Origin of the sequence: Pseudactinotalea terrae (assembly GCF_009733845.1) — a bacterium.
Classification (GTDB): Bacteria; Actinomycetota; Actinomycetes; order Actinomycetales; family Beutenbergiaceae; genus Pseudactinotalea; species Pseudactinotalea terrae.
The window spans coordinates 17,804-36,395 of record NZ_WNXZ01000010.1 but is presented as its reverse complement, the minus strand read 5'-3'; the positions used below and the strand labels follow the sequence as shown (position 1 = coordinate 36,395).

Below are 18,592 nucleotides of genomic sequence, written 5' to 3'. Positions count from 1 at the left end.
CCGATGACCGCACGGCTGGAGAGCACGCCCTCGCAGCCCACGCCGCCGCAGCCGAGGCGCGGGCCGCGCGGTCTGGCGTCCTCGGCGGCCGTGATGGCCAGCGGGACCCTGGTCTCGCGCGTGCTGGGGCTGCTGCGGAACGCGTTGCTCGTGGCGGTGGTCGGCGTGCTCGCCGTCGGCGGCACGGGCAGCATGGCCGACGCCTGGTCGGTCGCCAACAAGCTCCCCAACATCATCTCGATGCTGCTCGCCGGCGGGATCCTCAACGCGGTCCTCGTGCCGCAGGTCGTGCGGGCCATGCGCCGCAGGGACGGCGGCCAGGAGCACGTCAACCGGCTGCTCACGTTCGCGATCGCGGTGCTCGCGGGCATCACGCTCGTGCTCACCGCGGCAGCGACGCTGCTGATCACGCTCTACGCGGGTGCGTTCCCGCCGGAGTGGAAGGCGGTCGCGGTCGCGCTGGCGTACTGGTGCATCCCGCAGCTGTTCTTCTACGGCCTGTACACGCTGCTCGGTCAGGTCCTCAACGCGCGCAGCATCTTCGGGCCCTACATGTGGGCGCCGGTGATCAACAACGTGGTCGCGATCGCGGGGCTGGTCGCGTTCCTCGTCATGTTCGGATCCCTGCCCGACGGCGGTGTCCCCGCCTCGGCGTGGACCGCTGACCGGATCACGCTGCTGGCCGGGACGGCCACGCTGGGCGTGATCGCGCAGGCCCTGGTGCTGATCATCCCGCTGTACCGCAGCGGGTTCCGGTTCAAGCCGGTGTGGGGCGTGCGTGGGCACGGGCTGGGCAGGGCGAGCAAGGTCGCGACCTGGGCGTTCGCGGCGCTCGCCGTGGGTCAGGTCGGTTACCTGGCGGTCTCCAACGTGGCGGCTGCTGCGAGCGCCGCCGCCGTCGAGGGCGGCGAGTCGATCGCCGGCAACTTCGCCTACGACAACGCCTTCCTCATCTTCATGCTGCCGCAGTCGCTGGTGACGGTGTCGCTCGTGACCGCGCTGTTCACCCGGGTCTCGCAGAACGCCGCTGCGCGCGACGGCGCGAAGGTGCGTGACGACCTCTCCTTCGGGCTCCGGACCCTCGGCATCTTCACGGTGGTGGCGACGGCCGCGATCGCCGTGCTCGCGATCCCGCTCGTGCAGGTGGTGCTGCTCGACCGTGCGGACTTCGGCGCCTACCGCGCCGTGGCCGCCGTGCTCGTGGCGATGGCGTTCGGGCTGGTCTCGATGGGCGTCTGGACGATGGTCCAGCGCGTGTTCTACGCCTACGAGGACACCCGCACCCTGTTCAGGATCCAGCTGCCGATGGCGATCATCCTCGCCGTGGTGGCGGTGCTCGGCTGGTGGCTGCTCGAGCCGCGGTGGTGGGTGGTCGGCACCGGCGTGGCGACCACGATCTCGAACTCGGTCGGGGCCCTGGTGGGCTACCTCGCGACCCGCAAGTACCTGCCGAGCCTCGACGGCGGCCGGGTGTTCCGTACCCACCTGCGGGTCCTGCTGGCCGTGATCCCGCCGACGCTGGCCGCCTGGGGCCTGCTGCACCTGTGGGGGGTCGAGACCTCGCTCGGGGGTGCGGTGCTGCGGTTGGTGGTGCTCGGCACGCTGATCTTGGGTGGGTACCTGTTGCTCATCCGCGCGCTGCACGTCAGCGAGCTGGGGCCGCTGCTCGCACGCGTGCGCGGCCCGATCAACCGTGTGCGCCGCCTCCTGCCGGGCGGCCGCTCCGCTGGGCCGCCGTCTACGATGTCCCAGTACGGGGGCCCGACGGGGAGGGATGAGCAGGACGTGAACACGGACTACTCGGTGACCCTGCGCCCGGGCGAGGTGCTCGCCGAGCGGTTCCAGCTCGAGCACCCTGTGGACGGCCCCGCCGGCACCGGTGCGGTGTGGTCCGGCACCGACCTCGCGCTCGACGCACCGGTCCGCCTGCTCATGCTCGAGGGCCCGCAGCGAGACCACACGGTCGACGCCGCCCGCCGCGCCGCGCTGATCGACGACCCCCGGCTGGTCCGCATCCTGCGCGCCGGCATCGAGGGTGGCCAGGGCTTCGTCGTGACCGACCCGGTCGAGGGCATCACGCTCGCCGACCTGCTCCGCGCCGGCCCCCTCGCGCCGTCACAGGCGCGCGCGATCGTGGGCGAGGCGGCCGCCGCGCTCGAGACCGCGCGCCGCCGCGGTGTCCACCACCTCACCCTGCGCCCCTCCTCCGTGGTGCGCACGTACGACGGCGAGGTCCGGCTCCTGGGGCTCGGTACCGATGCCGCGTGGCAGGGCATCGAGGTCCGCGACGGCGCCGACGCTGCTCGCCGCGACGCCGTGGGCCTGGTGCACCTGCTCTACGCCGCGCTCACCGGCACGTGGGCGGGAGCGCCCGAGAACGCCGACGGCCTGCCCGCCGCCACCATGCACGGCGAGAGTGCCGCCCCGGCAGGGGACGTCGTCGAGGCGGTCCCCAACGACCTCGACACCCTGTGCGCGGTGACGCTGGGCGAGCACGAGGACGGTCCCTTCACCCCCGGTGAGCTGGTGGCCGATCTCGCGCCCTGGGGTGAGATCGACCAGAGCACGCCTGCTGCGCTGCCGCCGGTCTTGCGGCCCGGGGTCGCGTTGCCGGAGGTTGCGTCCGTCGAGGCTGCCGGCGCCGAGCCCGCGGCCGCCGCTCCCGCACCTCCCGTGCGGATCTCGGCCATCGACACCTCGGGCTGGGCGCCGCACCCGCTGCCGATGATCGCCGAGCCCACACCGTTCTCCGACCTCGTCACCGACACCGGCTCGATCCCGGCGTACACGCGGCCGCACCACGCGGCAGCGGGATACGCCCGGGCCGAGACCTCGGCTGCGCTTCCGCTGGACGCCGAGGCGACCGCGATCCGCGACCCCGAGGCCACGGTGGTCCGCGAGCCCGAGGCGACCGCGATCCGCGAGCCCGAGGCGACCGTGACCGGCGACCCCGAGGCCACTCTCATCCGCGGGCCCGAGCCCATCCCGGTCCCTGACGAGACCACGGTGGCGGCCGAGGCCGGCGGGGCCGTCGAGGGCCCCTGGGCCGAGACACCTGACGAGGAGGAGGCCGAGGACACCTCGGTGTCCACCGCGCCTCCCGCCGTCGAGCCTGCTCCGGTCGAGCCGAGCGCGCCGATCGTGTCGATCGCCGGGCTGCCCACGCTCACCAGGCAGCCGCGCGGCTGGGATGCGCCGGGCGGTGACGCTCCCGAGCGCCTGCCGGACGAGCCGTTGCGCACCGGTGCGGACGACACCCCGATCGGAGCCGGCCCAGAGTCCGAGCCGGCCTCCGAGGAGCGCCCGGACGAGACGTCGGGGCTGGGTGCCGTGGTGGGGCTCGGTGCCGCAGCGCGGACCGCGAAGCCCCTGCGTGGGACCAACCGCAGGATCAACGAGGTCTCGGTCAGGGTCGGCGACGGCGCGCGCGGTTTGATCGGTGGTGCGGGCGAGCGGCTGGGTTCGCTGACGGAGCGTGCCGGCGCGTTCGTGGACGACGTGCGCGACGAGTTCCGGCCAGTTCCCGACGAGACGTCCGAGGATGGTCGCCCGCGCTTCAACCCCGCGCCGATCGCGCTGTGCGTGATGATCGCGCTGGTCATCTTCGCGCTGGTGATGGCGGTGCTGACGCTCAAGGATGCCTCGACGGCCTTCACGCCTGGGCCGAGCCCGGGCGCCGTCGACCCCAGCCCCACCGAGCCGGCCACGGAGCCCTCCGTGACGCCGACGACCGAGGCGCCGGTGACGGAGGACCCGGAGGGCCCGCCCGTCGCCTCGCAGGTCGCGATCGCCGAGGGTGTCACGTTCGACCCGACCGTGACGGGCGGGGAGAACCAGGAGTCCGCCTACCTTGCCTACGACGGCAACGCCGACACCACCTGGAACTCGCTCCGGTACAACAGCCCGACGTACGGGATGAAGCCCGGCCTGGGTTACACCGTCGTCCTCGCCGAGGCTGCCCTCGTCTCCAGCGTGACGCTCGACGTCAACGGCGAGGGTGGCATGGTCGAGATCCGGCTGGGCGACCCCGCCGCGCCCAACCAGGGTGCTGTGCTCGCGTCCGGGGCGATGGGGTCGAACGTCACCTACACGTTCGCCGAGCCGGTCGAGGCCGAGGCGATCTCCCTGTGGTTCCCCGAGCTCCCGGTCGCCTCGAGCGACGGCCGCAACCGCATCGAGCTCGCCGAGATCACCCTCGGCTGATCAGCGCCCGGCTCACCCTCTCGGGAAAGCGCTGTGGGGAGCGCCAGGGCCACGGGCTGGAACGAGATCACCCCAGATGGCCGGCCGGCGAGAGGGCGAGCGTGCGGACCGGCGTGCTACGCGAGCCCTGTCACGATCAGCCCGACGCCCGCGGAGCCGAGGCCCACCACCAGCACCAGACCACCGGTGTAGATGAGGTAGCGGAGCCGGTTCGGCCGCTCGGGGTCGCGGCCGACCGCGCTGAGGAAGAAGCCCGCCGGCATGAGGATCGCCGCCCACAGGACGCCCGTTGAGAGCCCGGCAAGGATCCCGGTGACGCCGGCCTCGGCTATCAGCAGCATGACGACCAGCCCGAGGATCACCAGCACCCCGGCGTGGGCGTGGCCGGCGCGGAAGTAGGTGCGCTGCAGGTCGTTGGCAGGCGCGGTGCGGTTGATCACCCGGAGCATGAAGCTGCCGCCGTAGGCGATCCCGATCACGGTGAGCAGGACGACGCCTGCGGAGATTGTCTGGGCGCTGTTCACGCTGACGTCCTTCCGTTCGTGCGGGTGGTGTGGAGCGCCGCCATGGCCACGGTCGCCGTCGGGCTCATGACGACGGTGCGCTGCGCGAGGAGGCGCCGAGCAGCGATCCCGCACGGCGCGCGATGTCTGCGATGTCGGTCAGACCCAGCAGTCGGCGGATCTGCGAACGCTCGAGGTTGCCGGTGAGCTCGAGCGTGGCGAGGCCGTGCATCAGCGACCACGCCGCGGTGACCACAGCGGCGGCGTCCTGCGTCGAGCTGCCGGGAGCGATGGCCTCGACACCGGCTCGAAGCTCGGCGAAGGTGGCGTCCGCAGCCTGCTCGAGGGTGGCGTCGGTGGGGTCCAGCAGCGTGGGCTGGAACATCACCGCGAAGTGCGCCGGGTGGGCCGAAGCGAACTCGACGTACGCCACCCCGAGCTCGAGGAACGGTGCCCGCTGGTCGCGCAGCTGGGCGAGGCGTTCCCGCAAGATCTCGAACCCCTCGATCGCGATCGCGGTGAGCAGGCCGGTGTTCGAGCCGAAGTGGTGGCGCGGCGCCGTGTGGCTGACACCGAGGTCAGCGGCGATGGCGCGCAGGCTCAGCGCCGCCGGTCCCTGCTCGGCCACGACCTCCAGCGCCCGGTCGAGCACGGCACGCCGCAGGTCGCCATGGTGGTAGCTGCTCATGTCGGGAACCATACATCGGTAAGTTGCCACTGTAAAGATCGAAGGCGACCTCCGCCGTCGACGTGCCCGCCGCCGCTGAGTGCGCACCTTGGCGGCGAGTGCGTACCTCGCGCAGTGCGCTCTCACCGCCGAAGTGCGCACTCACCCGCTCGGGTGGCTCGCCCTCGGTGCTGGACGACGACGGGACGGTCCACCGTTACGCCGCGCACGTCGCCGCGCACGGGGAACATCGCAGCAGCGCGTAGCGTTGCACCAGCGCAGACTTCTGAAAGGCAGCGGAGTGACTGAGGCAGTACCGGCGACCACCGTCCACGACGTCATCATCATCGGCTCCGGGCCCGCGGGGTACACCGCTGCGGTCTATGCGGCGCGGGCGGGTCTGAACCCGATCGTGTTCGCGGGATCGGTGACCGCGGGCGGCGCGCTGATGAATACGACCGATGTGGAGAACTTCCCGGGGTTCCCCGAGGGGATCATGGGCCCGGACCTGATGGCCAAGCTGCAGGAGCAGGCCGAGCGGTTCGGCGCGGACGTGCGGTACGAGGATGTCGAGAGCGTCGAGCTCACCGGCCAGGTCAAGACCGTCGTGGCCGACGACGAGACCTACCGCGCCCGTACCGTGATCCTGGCCACCGGGTCGGCGTACAAGGAGATCGGGCTGCCGGATGAGAAGCGGCTCTCGGGGCGGGGGGTGTCCTCAAGGACAAGGACATCCTGGTGGTCGGTGGTGGTGACTCCGCCATGGAGGAGGCCCTGTTCTTGACCCGCTTCGGTAAGACCGTGACGATCGTGCACCGCCGCGAGGAGCTGCGTGCCTCCAAGATCATGGCCGACCGGGCGCTGGCCGACCCCAAGATCAGCTTTGCGTGGAACTCCGAGGTCGTCGGCATCACCGGTGAGAACAAGGTCGAGTCGGTCACGCTGCGCGACACCGTCACCGGGCAGACCCGGGAGCAGCCCGCCGAAGGCCTGTTCGTCGCGATCGGGCACCTGCCCCGCACCGAGCTCCTCCACGGGCAGGTGGACCTCGGCCCCGAGGGCTACGTCACCGTGGCCCACCCCACCACCCAGACCAACCTGGCCGGCGTGTTCGCCTGCGGCGACGTCGTCGACCACCACTACCGGCAAGCCATCACCGCCGCCGGCACCGGCTGCGCCGCAGCCCTGGACGCCGAACGCTACCTCGCCGCCCTCGACGCCGCCCAACCCGCCGTCCCCGCCTCCGTCTGACACTCGAGAAGGACCCATGAGCACTCTCAACGCGACCACCGACGACACCTTCGAGACCGACGTGCTGCAGGCCGAGGGGCCTGTCGTCGTCGACTTCTGGGCGCCGTGGTGCGGGCCGTGCCTGCAGTTCGCGCCGATCCTCGAAGAGGTCGCGAACGCCAACGCCGGCAAGATCACGGTCCTCAAGCTCAACACCGACGAGAACCCCGAGACCATGCAGAAGTACGGCATCATCTCGATCCCCACGATCAACGTGTACGTCAACGGTGAGGTCGCCAAGTCCCTCGTCGGCGCCCGGCCGAAGAAGCGTTTCCTGGAGGACATCGCCGAGTTTCTCGGCTGACCGGGGCACACTGGTCCCGTGAACTCGCCGAGCCCAGCGCCCGCGCAGCCGCCCACGCCTGGCCGCGGCACGCGCCTCGACCCCTGGTTCCACAGCTATGCCGAGCGCACCCACGGCATGAAGGCCTCGGAGATCCGAGCCCTGTTCTCGGTGGCCAATCGGCCCGAGGTGGTCTCGCTCGCCGGCGGCATGCCGTTCCTGGCCGGATTGCCGATGGACGTGGTCGCCGAGGTGACGGACAGGCTCCTGCGCGAGCAGGGCGCCGTCGCGCTCCAGTACGGCTCCGGCCAGGGTGATGTGACGCTGCGCGAGCAGATCACCACGGTCATGGCCGAGGAGGCGATCGCCGCCCACCCCGACGACGTCGTGGTGACCACGGGCTCCCAGCAGGCCCTCGATCTCGTCACCCGGATCTTCATCGACCCGGGCGACGTGATCGTCGCCGAGGCCCCGAGCTACGTGGGCGCCTTGGGCGTCTTCCGCGCCTACCAGGCGGACGTGGTGCACGTCCCCATGGACGACGACGGCCTCGTGCCCTCCGAGCTCGAGGCCACCTTGGCGCGGCTCGCGTCCGAGGGTCGCCGGGTCAAGCTCCTCTACACGGTCCCGAACTTCCACAACCCGGGCGGCACGACCCTCTCTCTCGAGCGTCGGCCCCAGATCGTGGAGATCGCCCGCCGTCACGGCGTGCTCATCCTCGAGGACAACCCGTACGGGCTGCTGGGCTTCGACGGCGATGTGCTACCCGCCTTGCAGACCTACGACCCCGACGGCGTCGTCTACCTGGGCTCCTTCTCCAAGACCTTCGCACCCGGGTACCGGGTGGGGTGGGCACTGGCTCCGCACGCCGTGCGTGAGCGGCTGGTGCTCGCGAGCGAGTCGGCGATCCTGTGCCCGTCGAACATGAGCCAGATGTCGATCGCGAGCTACCTCGCGACGTGCGACTGGCGCGGGCAGGTCAAGCAGTACCGCGAGGTCTACCGCGAGCGCCGCGACGCCACGCTGGGCGCGCTCGCCGAGTTCCTCCCGGACGCTCGCTGGACAGTGCCGGCCGGTGGTTTCTACACCTGGCTCACGCTGCCCGAGGGGCTGGACGCGCAGGCGATGCTCCCGCGCGCGGTCACCGAGCTGGTCGCCTACGTGCCAGGGACCGCGTTCTACGCCGATGGCTCCGGCCATCGCCACATCCGCCTGTCCTACTGCTATCCGACGCCGGAGCGCATCGAGGAGGGTGTCCGCCGCCTCGCGCACGTCATCAACGACGAGCTCGATCTCGTGCGGATGTTCGGCACCTCGGGCGAGACGCACGTGTCCGGAACGATCAACCCGGGGCCGAACCAAGCATGAGCGCTGACCGCCTCCATCGCGACCACCTCATCGGTGCAACGGACTCGTGGCCAGATGGCCCGATCCGTGCCGATTCGCGGCACCTTGGGCATCTGACCACGAGCTTGTTGCACTCGACGTCCCGCGAACGGAGAGCATCGGCATGAGCGCTGACAGCGATCTCGATGTCCTGATCCTCGCCGGCGGCCTCTCCCACGAGCGGGATGTCTCGATCCGTTCGGGCCGCCGCGTGGCCGAGTCGCTCCGTTCGGCAGGCATCTCGGCGCACGTGCACGACGTCGACGGCGATCTCCTCGCATACCTGCAGCAGGCCCGGCCCGACGTGGTCTGGCCGATCCTGCACGGGTCCACGGGTGAGGACGGCTCGGTGCGCGACGTGCTCGACCTGGTCGGCGTGCCCTATGTCGGCACTGACGCGGCCGGGTCGCGGCTGTCGTGGAGCAAGCCGGTCGCGAAGACGCTGCTGCACCAGGCCGGTGCCCACACCCCCCGGTTCACCACGCTGCCGCAGACCCTGTTCCGCGAGCTCGGCACCCGCGGCGTGCTCGACCGCGTGCTCGAGGTGCTCGGCCTCCCGCTGGTGGTCAAGCCGGCATCGGGTGGCTCGGCACTCGGGGTAACCGTGGTGCGGGAGGCCGCCGAGCTGCCGCAGGCGATGGTGGGCTGCTTCGCCTACGGCGAGGAAGCACTCATCGAGCAGCGGATCGACGGGACCGAGGTGGCGATCTCCGTCGTCGATCTCGGCGACGGTCCCCGGGCGCTGCCCAGCGTCGAGATCGTCACCGACGGGGCATACGACTTCGACGCCCGCTACAACCCCGGCCGCTCCGAGTACTTCGTGCCCGGCCGCCTCAGCGAACCGCAGGAGCGTGCGGCCGCCGACCTCGCCGTGCTCGCCCACCAGGTTCTCGGGCTGCGTCACCTCTCCCGCACCGACATGATCATCGACGCCGACGGCGTCCCCTGGGTCCTCGACATCAACGTCGCCCCGGGCATGACGGAGACCTCGCTGTTCCCGCAGGCTGCTCAGGCCGCGGGGTACGCGGACGGTGAGCTCTACGCGGCCCTGGTGAGGCAGGCCGCCGCCCGCTGACCGTCGTTGCCCCGCTGCGGCGTCCTGGTCCGGGATCAGCCGCCCAGCACCGCGATCGACTCGTCGTAGAAGCGCTGCGCTGCAGCGGCGGCGTCGATGTCACCGAAGTACAGGTCATCCTGCGCACGGGACATGATCTCGCCGAGGACCTGCCCGGCGCCCGGCGGCGGCACAGGCTGCGGCTCCCCCAGACCCGGCTCGAGGTCGCTGAGGAACTGCGAGATCTCCTTGCCCTCGGGTGAGAGGGATTCCTCGATCTGGGCGAGCACCTCGGTGTTGCAGGGGCGACCGCGTTCGTCGAGCAGGATCGCACCCACCTCGACGCTGTTGACGAGCCAGTCGATGAAGGCGCCCGCCGCCTCGGGATCGGCCGTCCGGGCCGACGCGCTCCACAGCTGGGACGGGTGGTACCAGGCGTGCAGATCGGCCTCGTTCCCAGTGACGCTCGGCATCCGCAGCATGACGATGTCGTCCTCGGAGGAGCTGCTCACGACGTTGAACTGGTTGGTCCAGACCACCTGGAAGGCCGAGGCACCGAGGACGACGGCGGTCTGCTCCAGGGGCTTGGCCGACTCCTCCACGATGACCGAGCCGGGCGGGATCGCACCGCTGTCCTTGAACTCCGCGAGCAGCTCGAAGTAGCCACGCAGGACGTCGACGGTCGTACCGAGCTCGCCCGACTCCAGGAACAGCTCCCCGCCGTTCTGCCGCACCCACGCGCGCAACGGACCCTCGGTGCCGGGACTGGCCGAACCGTAGGTACCTTCGGGGGTGGCAGCGCTGATCTCCGCCGAGATGGCGAGGTAGTCGTCCCAGGTCCAGGTCGTGTCATCGGGCAACTCGATGCCGGCGGCCTCGAGCACGCCGGTGTTGCACATGATCGTCGGCGTGTTGATGCCCAGGTTGATGCCGACCAGCGTGCCGTCCAGGCGGCCCACGTCCACGGTGCCGGGAGCGAACTTCGAGGTGTCGACGTAGGGCTCGAGGTCGAGCAGGGACCCGCGGCTGCCGTACTCCGCCATGAAGCCGTCGGCCATCTGGATCACATCCGGCATGTCACCGCCGGCCGTCTGCGTCGCGAGCCGGTCCCAGTACGCGCCGAACTCCGACGGCGTCGCCTCGATCGACACCCCAGGGTTCTGCTCGACGTACAGGTCCACGACCTCGTTCGTCAGCCGGTCACGCAGCTCGTTGCCCCACCAGGAGAAGCGCAGGTTGTGCTGCCCACCACCACCGGTACCGGTGGTGCCGGTGGTGCTGCTGCTGGTGGACCCGCCGCCGCGAGAGCAGCCGGCGGCCACGGCGATGCCGGCGCTGCCCATCAGTCCGAGGAGGGTCTGTCGGCGCGTCCAGGTCATGAGGTCTCCTCGTTGAGCAGGGCGAAGGATCGATGAATGCCTATGCACTACTGGGTGTGCATTCATCATGCTATCAGGATGACGACGGCGACGGGTGGTACCGGGTGGGCGGACGCTCGGGCGCGCGGGCGCCGACCGGGATCAGACCCCGCCTGCCACAGCGGCCGCCCTGGCCAGGAACATCAGTCCTGCGATCCCGAGCAGGACCCCGCCCCATGTCCGCAACCCGCGACCCGCCAACGCGACCTCGGCCGGGTAGTTGGCCAGCGCCGTCGGGCCAGGCGGCGGCGGGCCGTACCCATGGTCGGCCAGCCACCGCAGATAGGAGGCCTGCGCCCTGCGCCGCATGCCGTTCCCGCTCGAGATCATGGCGAAGCCGGCGATCGCCGGGGCCAGGAACGAGACCAGCCCCAGGATGACGTAGGTGCCTTGAGCGATCGGGTCGTTGTCCATGTCGACGACGCTAATGAACCGACTGCCGGCCCCGTCGTCGGGATCCACAGCCTGTGGACAGCCTGTGGGAACGTGCACCGACGGCGACGGGACCGGCTGCGGCGGGGCAGCGGCGAGTCGGTCAGTCCCCGCTCGCGGAACGCAGCACGCCCGGGTCGTCGGGGACCAGCGCGTCAAGGATGCGGTTGAGGTCGGCGACGTTCGCGAACTCGATGCTCACGCTGCCCTTGCGCTGGCCGAGGTTGACCTTGACCTTGGTGTCGAGCCGGTCCGAGAGCCGGGCGGCCAGGTCCTCGAGGGCGCCGCGGTTGCCGCCGGGGCGTGCCGGGCTCCGGCGCGTGGGCTGCTCGTCCTCACCGGTCTCGCCGAGCGCCACGATCTCCTCGGTGTTGCGGACGCTGAGTCCCTCGGCGACGATCCGTTGCGCGAGCCGTTCCATGGCCGCGCCGTCGGGAAGCCCGAGCAGCGCCCGCGCGTGCCCGGCGGAGAGCACGCCGGCGGCCACGCGGCGCTGCACCAGCGGCGGCAGCTTCAGCAGTCGCAGCGTGTTGGAGATCTGCGGGCGGGAGCGGGCGATGCGGGTGGCTAGCTCCTCCTGCGTGCAGCCGAAGTCCTCCAGCAGCTGGGTGTACGCGGCGGCCTCCTCCAAGGGGTTCAGCTCGCTGCGGTGGAGGTTCTCCAGGAGCGCGTCCCGGAGCATGTCGTCCTGCTCGGTGGCCCGCACGATCGCCGGGATGGTGTCGCGACCCGCGACCTGCGACGCGCGCCAGCGCCGCTCCCCCATGATCAGCTCGTAGGTGGGTTGACCTGCGTCGTCGGTGCCCTGCGGCCGCACCACGATCGGCTGCAGCACGCCGACCGTGCGGATCGAGTCGGCGAGCTCGGCGAGCTTGTCCTCGTCGAAGACGGTGCGCGGCTGGACCGCGTTGGGCACGATCGAGCCGATCGGCAGCTCGGCGAAGGTTGCCCCGGGCACGGGCACCAGCTCCGGCGCCACCCCCGTTTCTGCGCTCTCCTCGCTCGGTACGTGGTCGCCGTCGGGCTCCTGCTCGACGGCGGGGCTCGCCTCCTCGGGCGAGACCTCCTCGGCGTAGGGGTTGCGGGTGTCGGGGAAGAAGACGTCGACGGGGCGGCCGTTGCCGCGCTCGCCTGCGGTGGGGCCGCTGGGGATGAGCGCACCCAGTCCTCGCCCCAGAGCGCTGCGCCGCTCGTTCATCGTGGTGCTCCTTCGTCGAGGGGTGACCGCTGGGTGAGCTCGCGTGCGGCCTCGCGATACGTGAGCGACCCGGAGGAGCCGGGGTCGTACGTCAGCACGGTCTGTCCGTGACCCGGAGCCTCGGAGATGCGCACCGAACGCGGGACGGTGGTGTTGAGCGTCTGGTCGGGGAAGTGCTCGCGCACCTCGGCCGCGACCTCGCGGGCGAGGTTGGTGCGAGCGTCGTACATCGTCAGCAGGATCGTCGAGACGTGGAGCGCCGGGTTGAGGTGCGCGCGGATCAGCTCGATGCTGTTGAGCAGCTGACCCAGGCCCTCGAGCGCGTAGTACTCGGTCTGGATCGGGATCAGCACCTCGCGTGCGGCCACGAACGCGTTGACGGTGAGCAGACCGAGACTGGGCGGGCAGTCGATGAACACGTAGTCGATACGCGGCTGACCTTCACGCGTGCGGTGCCGCAGATACTCGGCGAGGGCGTTCCGGAGCCGGTTCTCCCGCGCCACGAGCGAGACGAGCTCGATCTCGGCACCCGACAGGTCGATGGTGGCGGGCACCACCCAGAGGTTGGGGAACGCGCTCGACTGCACCACGACCTCATGGATCGGGGACTCGTTGATCAGCACGTCGTAGGTCGACGGCGTACCGGCCCGGTGCTCGGTCCCCAGTGCGGTGGAGGCGTTGCCCTGCGGGTCGTTGTCGATGACCAGGACGTGCAGGCCCGCGGCGGCGAGCGCTGCGGCCAGGTTGACGGTCGTCGTCGTCTTGCCCACGCCGCCCTTCTGGTTGGCCACCGTGAACACCCGCGTCTGGGCCGGACGGTCGTAGACCTGGCCATGGAGGGCGACGCGACGGCGCGCTTCCTCGGCGAGCTCGGCGAGCAGCGGCGTGTCGCTGTCGACCTGCGGGATCACATCGAGCCGGGCCTGACGGTTGGCGTCGATCGGGATGTCGGATTGCATCGGTTCCTGGGGTCGAGCGGAGGGTCACCACAGCCTACGGCCGGCATGCGACGTGCGGCCGCTCGACCCGAGCCCTGCTCGGCAGCTCGCGTAGCTCGATAGCATCGTACAAACGTTCGGTTCGGCCGCCCGGCGTCAAGGGCCGCAGCAAACCTGCTGGTCAGAGGCCTGCGTTGATCAGTGAGACCCGTGTGGGATCGGGTGCTCACCGCCGATGCTCCGAGCCCACGTGTGATCGACTCGGTATGGTGCCCAGGCGTCGGCCGGGCTCTCGGGGCGGTATCGACCGAGGTTGCGCCCGAGCTCGTAGCGCAGGCGCTGTTTCACGTGAAACGCCCCATCACCGTTCCCGAGTGTCACGGTGTTCGGCTGACCCACTACCCGCACTGCCGTTGGTTCATCGTGCCGATCGCGTGCCACGTTCGACCTCGCCCGAGTCGGAGGCGAGGAACGCGATAGCCAGGTCGTCTCGGTTTGCCGGTGCACCCCTAGCTCGCGCTCGATACGGTCATCCCATGCCCGACTCACCCGATGTCGTTGTCCGGCGGGCAGAGGACTGTGAGCTTGAACGGGTCGTGCAGCTCCGATGGGTCTGGGAGGCGGAGACAGACAACGAGCCCGGCGACCGAGAGTCGTTCGTGACGGCGGCCGCAGCATGGGCGCGTGCGCACCGTGAGACGCACATCGCCGTGACCGCGCGCGGCACTGTGGTGGGTATGGCGTGGCTTGCTCTCACCCCGCGGGTAGCGACGACACACGACCTGGACAGGTGGTCCGGCGATCTCCAGTCCTGCTACGTGCTTCCTTCCCGGCGTGGCGCAGGCATCGGGAGCAAGCTCGTCCAGGCGGTACTCGCCTCCGCGCGGGACCGCGGGGTGGAGCACCTCACCGTGCATACGTCGCCGGAGGCGAGTGAGTTGTACGAGCGCAACGGGTTCCGCACCAGCTCGCGCCTGCTGTGGGCGGATGGCGCCGTCGAGGAGCGGTAGCCCCGGAGCCGGTACTGGGACGTCGTGGCAACAGTTCCGGGGCCTGACGGCTGGTAGCGGATCGTGACCGGCAGCGGGGTGGACCTACCGGTGACGACGAAGGCTCACGGCCACGCGATGAGAGCGGGATGTCGGGTGAGCCGGCAGCGAGTCGTGGGGCCTCGATGTTTCACGTGAAACGTCGGGCGCGCAACGTGGCGTGTTGTGCCCTGACAGGGCGCGTGACGACGGTGGTCGGCGTCGTAGGCGCGCCGAGACACGGACTCCGTTCGTCGTCGCGGCGCAGCCGCTGCAGTGCGGTCGCGCTCATCCCTCATGCCTCGGCACGGACATCGATGGGGTTAGCTCCCATGATCGGTGTCATGTCTTCTTCGCGGTGGTCGTCGCACGTTCACCGTTTGCGGCCATCGCGCGCGGTGTGCTTGAGTCCTTGGGGCGCGATGAACGCCGAGCTGGTCCCCGGCTGGAGGGCGACCAGACTCCTGTCGCCGAAGACCCGGCGTGCAGGCACCAGCCGCCGACTCCAGTCCGTGGCACGCCGAGCTAGAGACCCCCAGCGGGTCCCGGCCTCGTCTATACCAAGGATGACAAGCCACGTGTCACAACTAGTCGGTCTCTCAGCCTGCTCTGGAGTCTGGCATGGCCCGTTTCACGTGGAACGCCGGAGCTCGGGCTGTCGGGGCTCGTCCACCGGCTGGCGGGGAGGAGACGCCTGGGGCTCGCCGACTCCCGCGCGCCGCAGCCGCCGCTTACGCACCCATCCACCATTCTCACACCGCGGCCGGGTCGCTCGGAGGGACGGCTTGATTTCCCTCACCAGGCTCCACGGTGGCCATGTCAGCGTCTAGAACGTGCGACCCCGGGACGCCGCGGACGCCCGCCGGACCTCCTCGGGGTGGCGTCGATGGCGTTCGCCCGCGCCACCACCCGTGATCGCAGGGGCCGTCGCCGGCGGAGTCGCCGTCGCGGAAGCTCCGTGCTTCGCCCGCCTCCGGCAGGCCCCTCCCGTTGTGACGTCCGGTGGCCATCCTCGTCGTACCTCGAACGGGGCCCGGCGTTTCACGTGAAACGGCAGACATGCCGGCTCCATGTCGCTCGACGTCGGCGGTTGAGCACAGGGACCAAGGTCGCGCGATCGCCCGCGCGGCCCCTGAACGGCCACTCGCTCGGGCCGCCCGATCGCTCAGGCAACAACGGCACAGACATGGATCGGAGGGTCCGTCACCTCCATCCAGCCACGTCAAGACACACGTGGCGGTCGGCGGCTCGTGCAACAGGGCCCGGGTGAGGTTCGATCCTGCTGCTGCGCAGACATGTCCATCCCTCACGACCAGCCATGGGCCTGTCGGCTGGGCGACGGGCCGCGAGCCTCGCACGTGCCACCCCGGCGTTGCCCCGCACAAGCGCTCGAGGCCGCTATGGAAATGGGGGTAGGGGTAGTCCTCTGCCCGGCCCTCCGGGGCATCGGGGCGCGCGCCCGCCAGCGCACATGGGGTGCGGGGGGCACACAGAGCCGCGGAGTCAGCGACACCAGGAACGGTGGACGTCCAACCTCGCTCAAGGTCCCCCACGAAGCCATGGACCCACGGCGGCTTCGCGCCGACGCCATGCTCGCCGGAAGCCGAGCTCGAGAGCTGCCGCAATGGGCGCCGCGGTGGGCGCCTCGGTGGGCGCCTCGGTGAGCGCCGCGCTCGTGGTGCCGCACTCGTGGTACAGCGGGATCCCGGTGTCGCTCCGCGTCGCTTGCGAAACAGGCCCCGCGTTGGGCGCTTGGCTCACGTAGCAGCTCGCCGCCGGGACGGGACCAGCGATGGCGATGGCCCAGTCAGGCGTAGCCGATGTTTCACGTGAAACGCTCACCGCTCGGACCGAGCAAGGGCCATCACGCCCTTCCGCCGAGGCAGGCTACGACCCGGACCTACTTCTCTGCCAGCACCTCGTACACCTGGCCGAACGCCACCATGATCGCCGTCCCGAGGTGGACCGACCGGCGCCTGCTGGTGGCACCCTCCTCGTCGAGGTCGCGCCAGGGTGCGCTCGCCAGCAGTGCGGCGCCGCCAACGAGGTTCATCGCAGACCACACGAGATTCAACCTGGGTCCCGATTCCGCACCGCCCAGCGGCGTCAGACATCGGTGCCCAGCCAGCCCGATGACCGCATGAGGAATGGCGTTCACCAGCAGAGCACCGGCGATCACGTCCCGCTTCACTCTCATCCACTCCTATATGATTGCTGTACACATAGTGGCCAGAGTCAGGCTAAATGAGCACCGTTCATACAGCAAGCGGCCGCCGTCGCGGTGCGCCCCCTGCAGGGGAACGCCTCGACCAGGCGGCCGTGGTGACGCGCGCCGCAGCACTGATCGAAGAGCGCGGCCGAGCTGACTTCAGCCTGCGCGCCCTCGCAGCGGACCTCGATGTCCGACCCAGCGCGCTGTACAACCACATCGGCAACGTGGACGAGCTGCTCACCGCTGTCGTCACTGCTGCGGTCGCGGAGTTCGAGCTCAGCGACGCGCCGGGCACCTGGGACGAGTGGCTCCTGACCATCGGTATCGAGATGCGCACCTGGCTCCTCGAGCGCCCCCAGCTCGCCAGCCTGATCCTGGAGCGCGCGGGCTCCACGACAGCGGGGCCCGACCTCCTGAGGCGGGTGACCGAACGCCTCAGCGCCTCGGGCGTGGACCGCACGGTCGCTCACATGGCCTGGCATGTGGTGTACACGGTCGTCGTCGGCGCGGTGCAGCAGGATCTCGCGCGGCGCGTCTCGACCGACGGCACCTTCGAGGCCGTGCTGGCCATCGCCATCGAAGGCCTGGCCGCCACCACAGCGGCGTCACCGCCACCCGCCATGCGCAAGCTGGTGCGATCGCACGGCTTCAGCGACCGCTGACCTCGCGCAGCGAGCCAGGATCACCAGCCAACAGCAAGTGACACCTGGGGCGTCGTCACCGCCCGCAACCCGAACGTTTCACGTGGAACGCTGCGCCACGATCTCGGCCAGCGCCGTGAAACCCTCGACCTCCCACGCCGAACGACCGACGAACAGCCCGGTCACGCCAGGCACCGAGATCAACCCCGCGGCGTTGTCCAGGGACACCGATCCGCCGTACAGCACCGGCCGCGCCGGCCCGCCCACCTCGGCGATCGCTGCGACGACGTCCACGATGTCCTCGGGCGCCGCCGGCGTGCCCCCGGCGCCGATAGCCCACACGGGTTCATAGGCGAGAAGCACCTGCGTCGAGCTCGCCACGCCGTCCAGCGCAGCTCTGACCTGCGAGGACACCAGCTCGACCGCCGAACCAGCCGCGCGCTGCTCGGCATCCTCACCGACGCACACCAAGGGCAGCACACCATGCCGCAGGGCTGCGTGCACCTTGAGGTTCACGCGTTCATCGGTCTCGCCGAAGTGCGCCCGCCGCTCCGAGTGCCCGATCTCGAGCAGCCGGGCGCCCGCATCCTTCACCTGCGGCACCGACACCTCGCCGGTCCAGGCACCGGCATCCTCCCAGTGCGCATCCTGAGCTCCCACGAGCACAGGCCCGCCGGGCGGCAGGATGTCCGCGACGGCCGAGATCGCGGTCGCCGGCGGGATGACGAACGGCTGGAGCCCCTCGGCCCAGGACACCCGTGCCAACGCCTGCGCATACTCGCGCGCCTGCGCCAGCGTCTTGGTCATCTTCCAGCTCGTGCCGATCCACGCGGACGGCACGGCCGGATCACTCACAGCGCTGCTCCGCCGCCTCCGCCAGCAGGTCGCCGTTGTCGTACGCCTCGATAGCCGCAACCTTCGGCCCCGAGCTCGAGCCCGGGTCGAACTCGTACGTGAGCCACTCGGCGGCCAGTCTGCGCGCCAGCTCGAGGCCCACGACTCGCTGTCCGAAGCACAGCACCTGCGCGTTGTTCGACAGCACCGACCGCTCCACCGAGTACGAGTCGTGCGCCGTCACCGCGCGGACCCCGTGCACCTTGTTCGCCGAGATCGCCACGCCCAGACCGGTGCCGCACACCAGCAGCGCGCGATCGGCCTTGCCGTCGGCGACCTTCTTGGCCGCGGCCACGGCGATGTGCGGGTAGTCGGTCGAGCCACCCGCGTCCACGCCCATGTCGACGACCTCGTCCACGAGCTCCGACGCCTCGAGATCCGTCTTGAGCGCCTCCTTGTAGTCGTACCCGGCACTGTCCGCACCGACGACGATCCTGAGTCCCAT

General features: G+C 70.6%; 15 protein-coding genes and 1 pseudogene. 7 read left to right on the top strand and 9 right to left on the bottom strand.

What is annotated here, in order from left to right; genetic code table 11:
- Positions 1–3 precede the first annotated feature (3 nt).
- Entirely contained in the window at positions 4–4,203 is a 4,200-nt protein-coding gene (gene murJ, locus GPA03_RS21510) for a murein biosynthesis integral membrane protein MurJ (protein ID WP_156254118.1), read from the top strand.
- Positions 4,204–4,319: 116 nt separating this feature from the next.
- Here the strand turns inward: murJ and GPA03_RS21505 are convergent, their stop codons facing one another.
- Together GPA03_RS21505 and GPA03_RS21500 are read right to left on the bottom strand one after the other, a co-directional pair.
- Positions 4,320–4,727, bottom strand: coding sequence for a hypothetical protein (locus tag GPA03_RS21505; protein WP_156254117.1), 408 nt, complete (start codon positions 4,725–4,727; stop codon positions 4,320–4,322).
- 64 nt (positions 4,728–4,791) lie between these two features.
- Complete coding sequence (locus GPA03_RS21500; protein ID WP_156254116.1) at positions 4,792–5,394, bottom strand: TetR/AcrR family transcriptional regulator; 603 nt, start codon at positions 5,392–5,394, stop codon at positions 4,792–4,794.
- A gap of 280 nt (positions 5,395–5,674) precedes the next feature.
- Between GPA03_RS21500 and trxB the strand changes: the two are divergent.
- The 4 genes and pseudogenes from trxB to GPA03_RS21480 all read left to right on the top strand — a co-directional run bounded on the left by trxB (position 5,675) and on the right by GPA03_RS21480 (position 9,407).
- A pseudogene (trxB, locus tag GPA03_RS21495) lies at positions 5,675–6,624 on the top strand (thioredoxin-disulfide reductase).
- Positions 6,625–6,640: 16 nt separating this feature from the next.
- Complete coding sequence (gene trxA, locus GPA03_RS21490; protein ID WP_156254115.1) at positions 6,641–6,967, top strand: thioredoxin; 327 nt, start codon at positions 6,641–6,643, stop codon at positions 6,965–6,967.
- Between the two features lie 117 nt (positions 6,968–7,084).
- Entirely contained in the window at positions 7,085–8,314 is a 1,230-nt protein-coding gene (locus tag GPA03_RS21485; protein WP_156254174.1) for an aminotransferase-like domain-containing protein, read from the top strand.
- Between the two features lie 142 nt (positions 8,315–8,456).
- On the top strand, positions 8,457–9,407 hold the full coding sequence (locus GPA03_RS21480) for a D-alanine--D-alanine ligase family protein (protein ID WP_156254114.1): 951 nt from the start codon (positions 8,457–8,459) through the stop codon (positions 9,405–9,407).
- A 35-nt stretch (positions 9,408–9,442) separates the two neighbouring features.
- Here GPA03_RS21480 and GPA03_RS21475 read toward each other — a convergent pair whose 3' ends face one another.
- From GPA03_RS21475 to GPA03_RS21460, 4 genes are all read right to left on the bottom strand, one after another.
- Positions 9,443–10,765: an ABC transporter substrate-binding protein gene (locus GPA03_RS21475; RefSeq protein ID WP_162458465.1), complete on the bottom strand. Its 1,323-nt coding sequence runs from the start codon at positions 10,763–10,765 to the stop codon at positions 9,443–9,445.
- Between the two features lie 141 nt (positions 10,766–10,906).
- Entirely contained in the window at positions 10,907–11,218 is a 312-nt protein-coding gene (locus tag GPA03_RS21470) for a hypothetical protein (protein WP_156254112.1), read from the bottom strand.
- A gap of 121 nt (positions 11,219–11,339) precedes the next feature.
- Entirely contained in the window at positions 11,340–12,434 is a 1,095-nt protein-coding gene (locus GPA03_RS21465) for a ParB/RepB/Spo0J family partition protein (RefSeq protein ID WP_156254111.1), read from the bottom strand.
- Complete coding sequence (locus GPA03_RS21460; RefSeq protein ID WP_156254110.1) at positions 12,431–13,393, bottom strand: ParA family protein; 963 nt, start codon at positions 13,391–13,393, stop codon at positions 12,431–12,433. The genes GPA03_RS21465 and GPA03_RS21460 overlap by 4 nt, the downstream gene beginning before the upstream one ends.
- Positions 13,394–13,908: 515 nt before the next feature.
- Here GPA03_RS21460 and GPA03_RS21455 point away from each other — a divergent pair.
- Entirely contained in the window at positions 13,909–14,382 is a 474-nt protein-coding gene (locus GPA03_RS21455) for a GNAT family N-acetyltransferase (RefSeq protein ID WP_156254109.1), read from the top strand.
- Between the two features lie 1,918 nt (positions 14,383–16,300).
- Here GPA03_RS21455 and GPA03_RS21450 read toward each other — a convergent pair.
- Positions 16,301–16,453 (bottom strand): hypothetical protein, encoded by a 153-nt coding sequence (locus GPA03_RS21450; protein ID WP_156254108.1) that lies wholly within the window; start codon positions 16,451–16,453, stop codon positions 16,301–16,303.
- A 191-nt stretch (positions 16,454–16,644) separates the two neighbouring features.
- Between GPA03_RS21450 and GPA03_RS21445 the strand changes: the two genes are divergently transcribed.
- On the top strand, positions 16,645–17,274 hold the full coding sequence (locus tag GPA03_RS21445; RefSeq protein WP_156254107.1) for a TetR/AcrR family transcriptional regulator: 630 nt from the start codon (positions 16,645–16,647) through the stop codon (positions 17,272–17,274).
- Between the two features lie 78 nt (positions 17,275–17,352).
- Here the strand turns inward: GPA03_RS21445 and GPA03_RS21440 are convergent, their stop codons facing one another.
- The gene (locus tag GPA03_RS21440; protein ID WP_277755268.1) at positions 17,353–18,108 is read right to left on the bottom strand and encodes a triose-phosphate isomerase; all 756 of its coding nucleotides are present in this window, start codon (positions 18,106–18,108) and stop codon (positions 17,353–17,355) included.
- Positions 18,101–18,592: a ribose-5-phosphate isomerase gene (locus tag GPA03_RS21435; RefSeq protein ID WP_156254106.1), complete on the bottom strand. Its 492-nt coding sequence runs from the start codon at positions 18,590–18,592 to the stop codon at positions 18,101–18,103. Before GPA03_RS21435 ends, GPA03_RS21440 begins: the two co-directional genes overlap by 8 nt.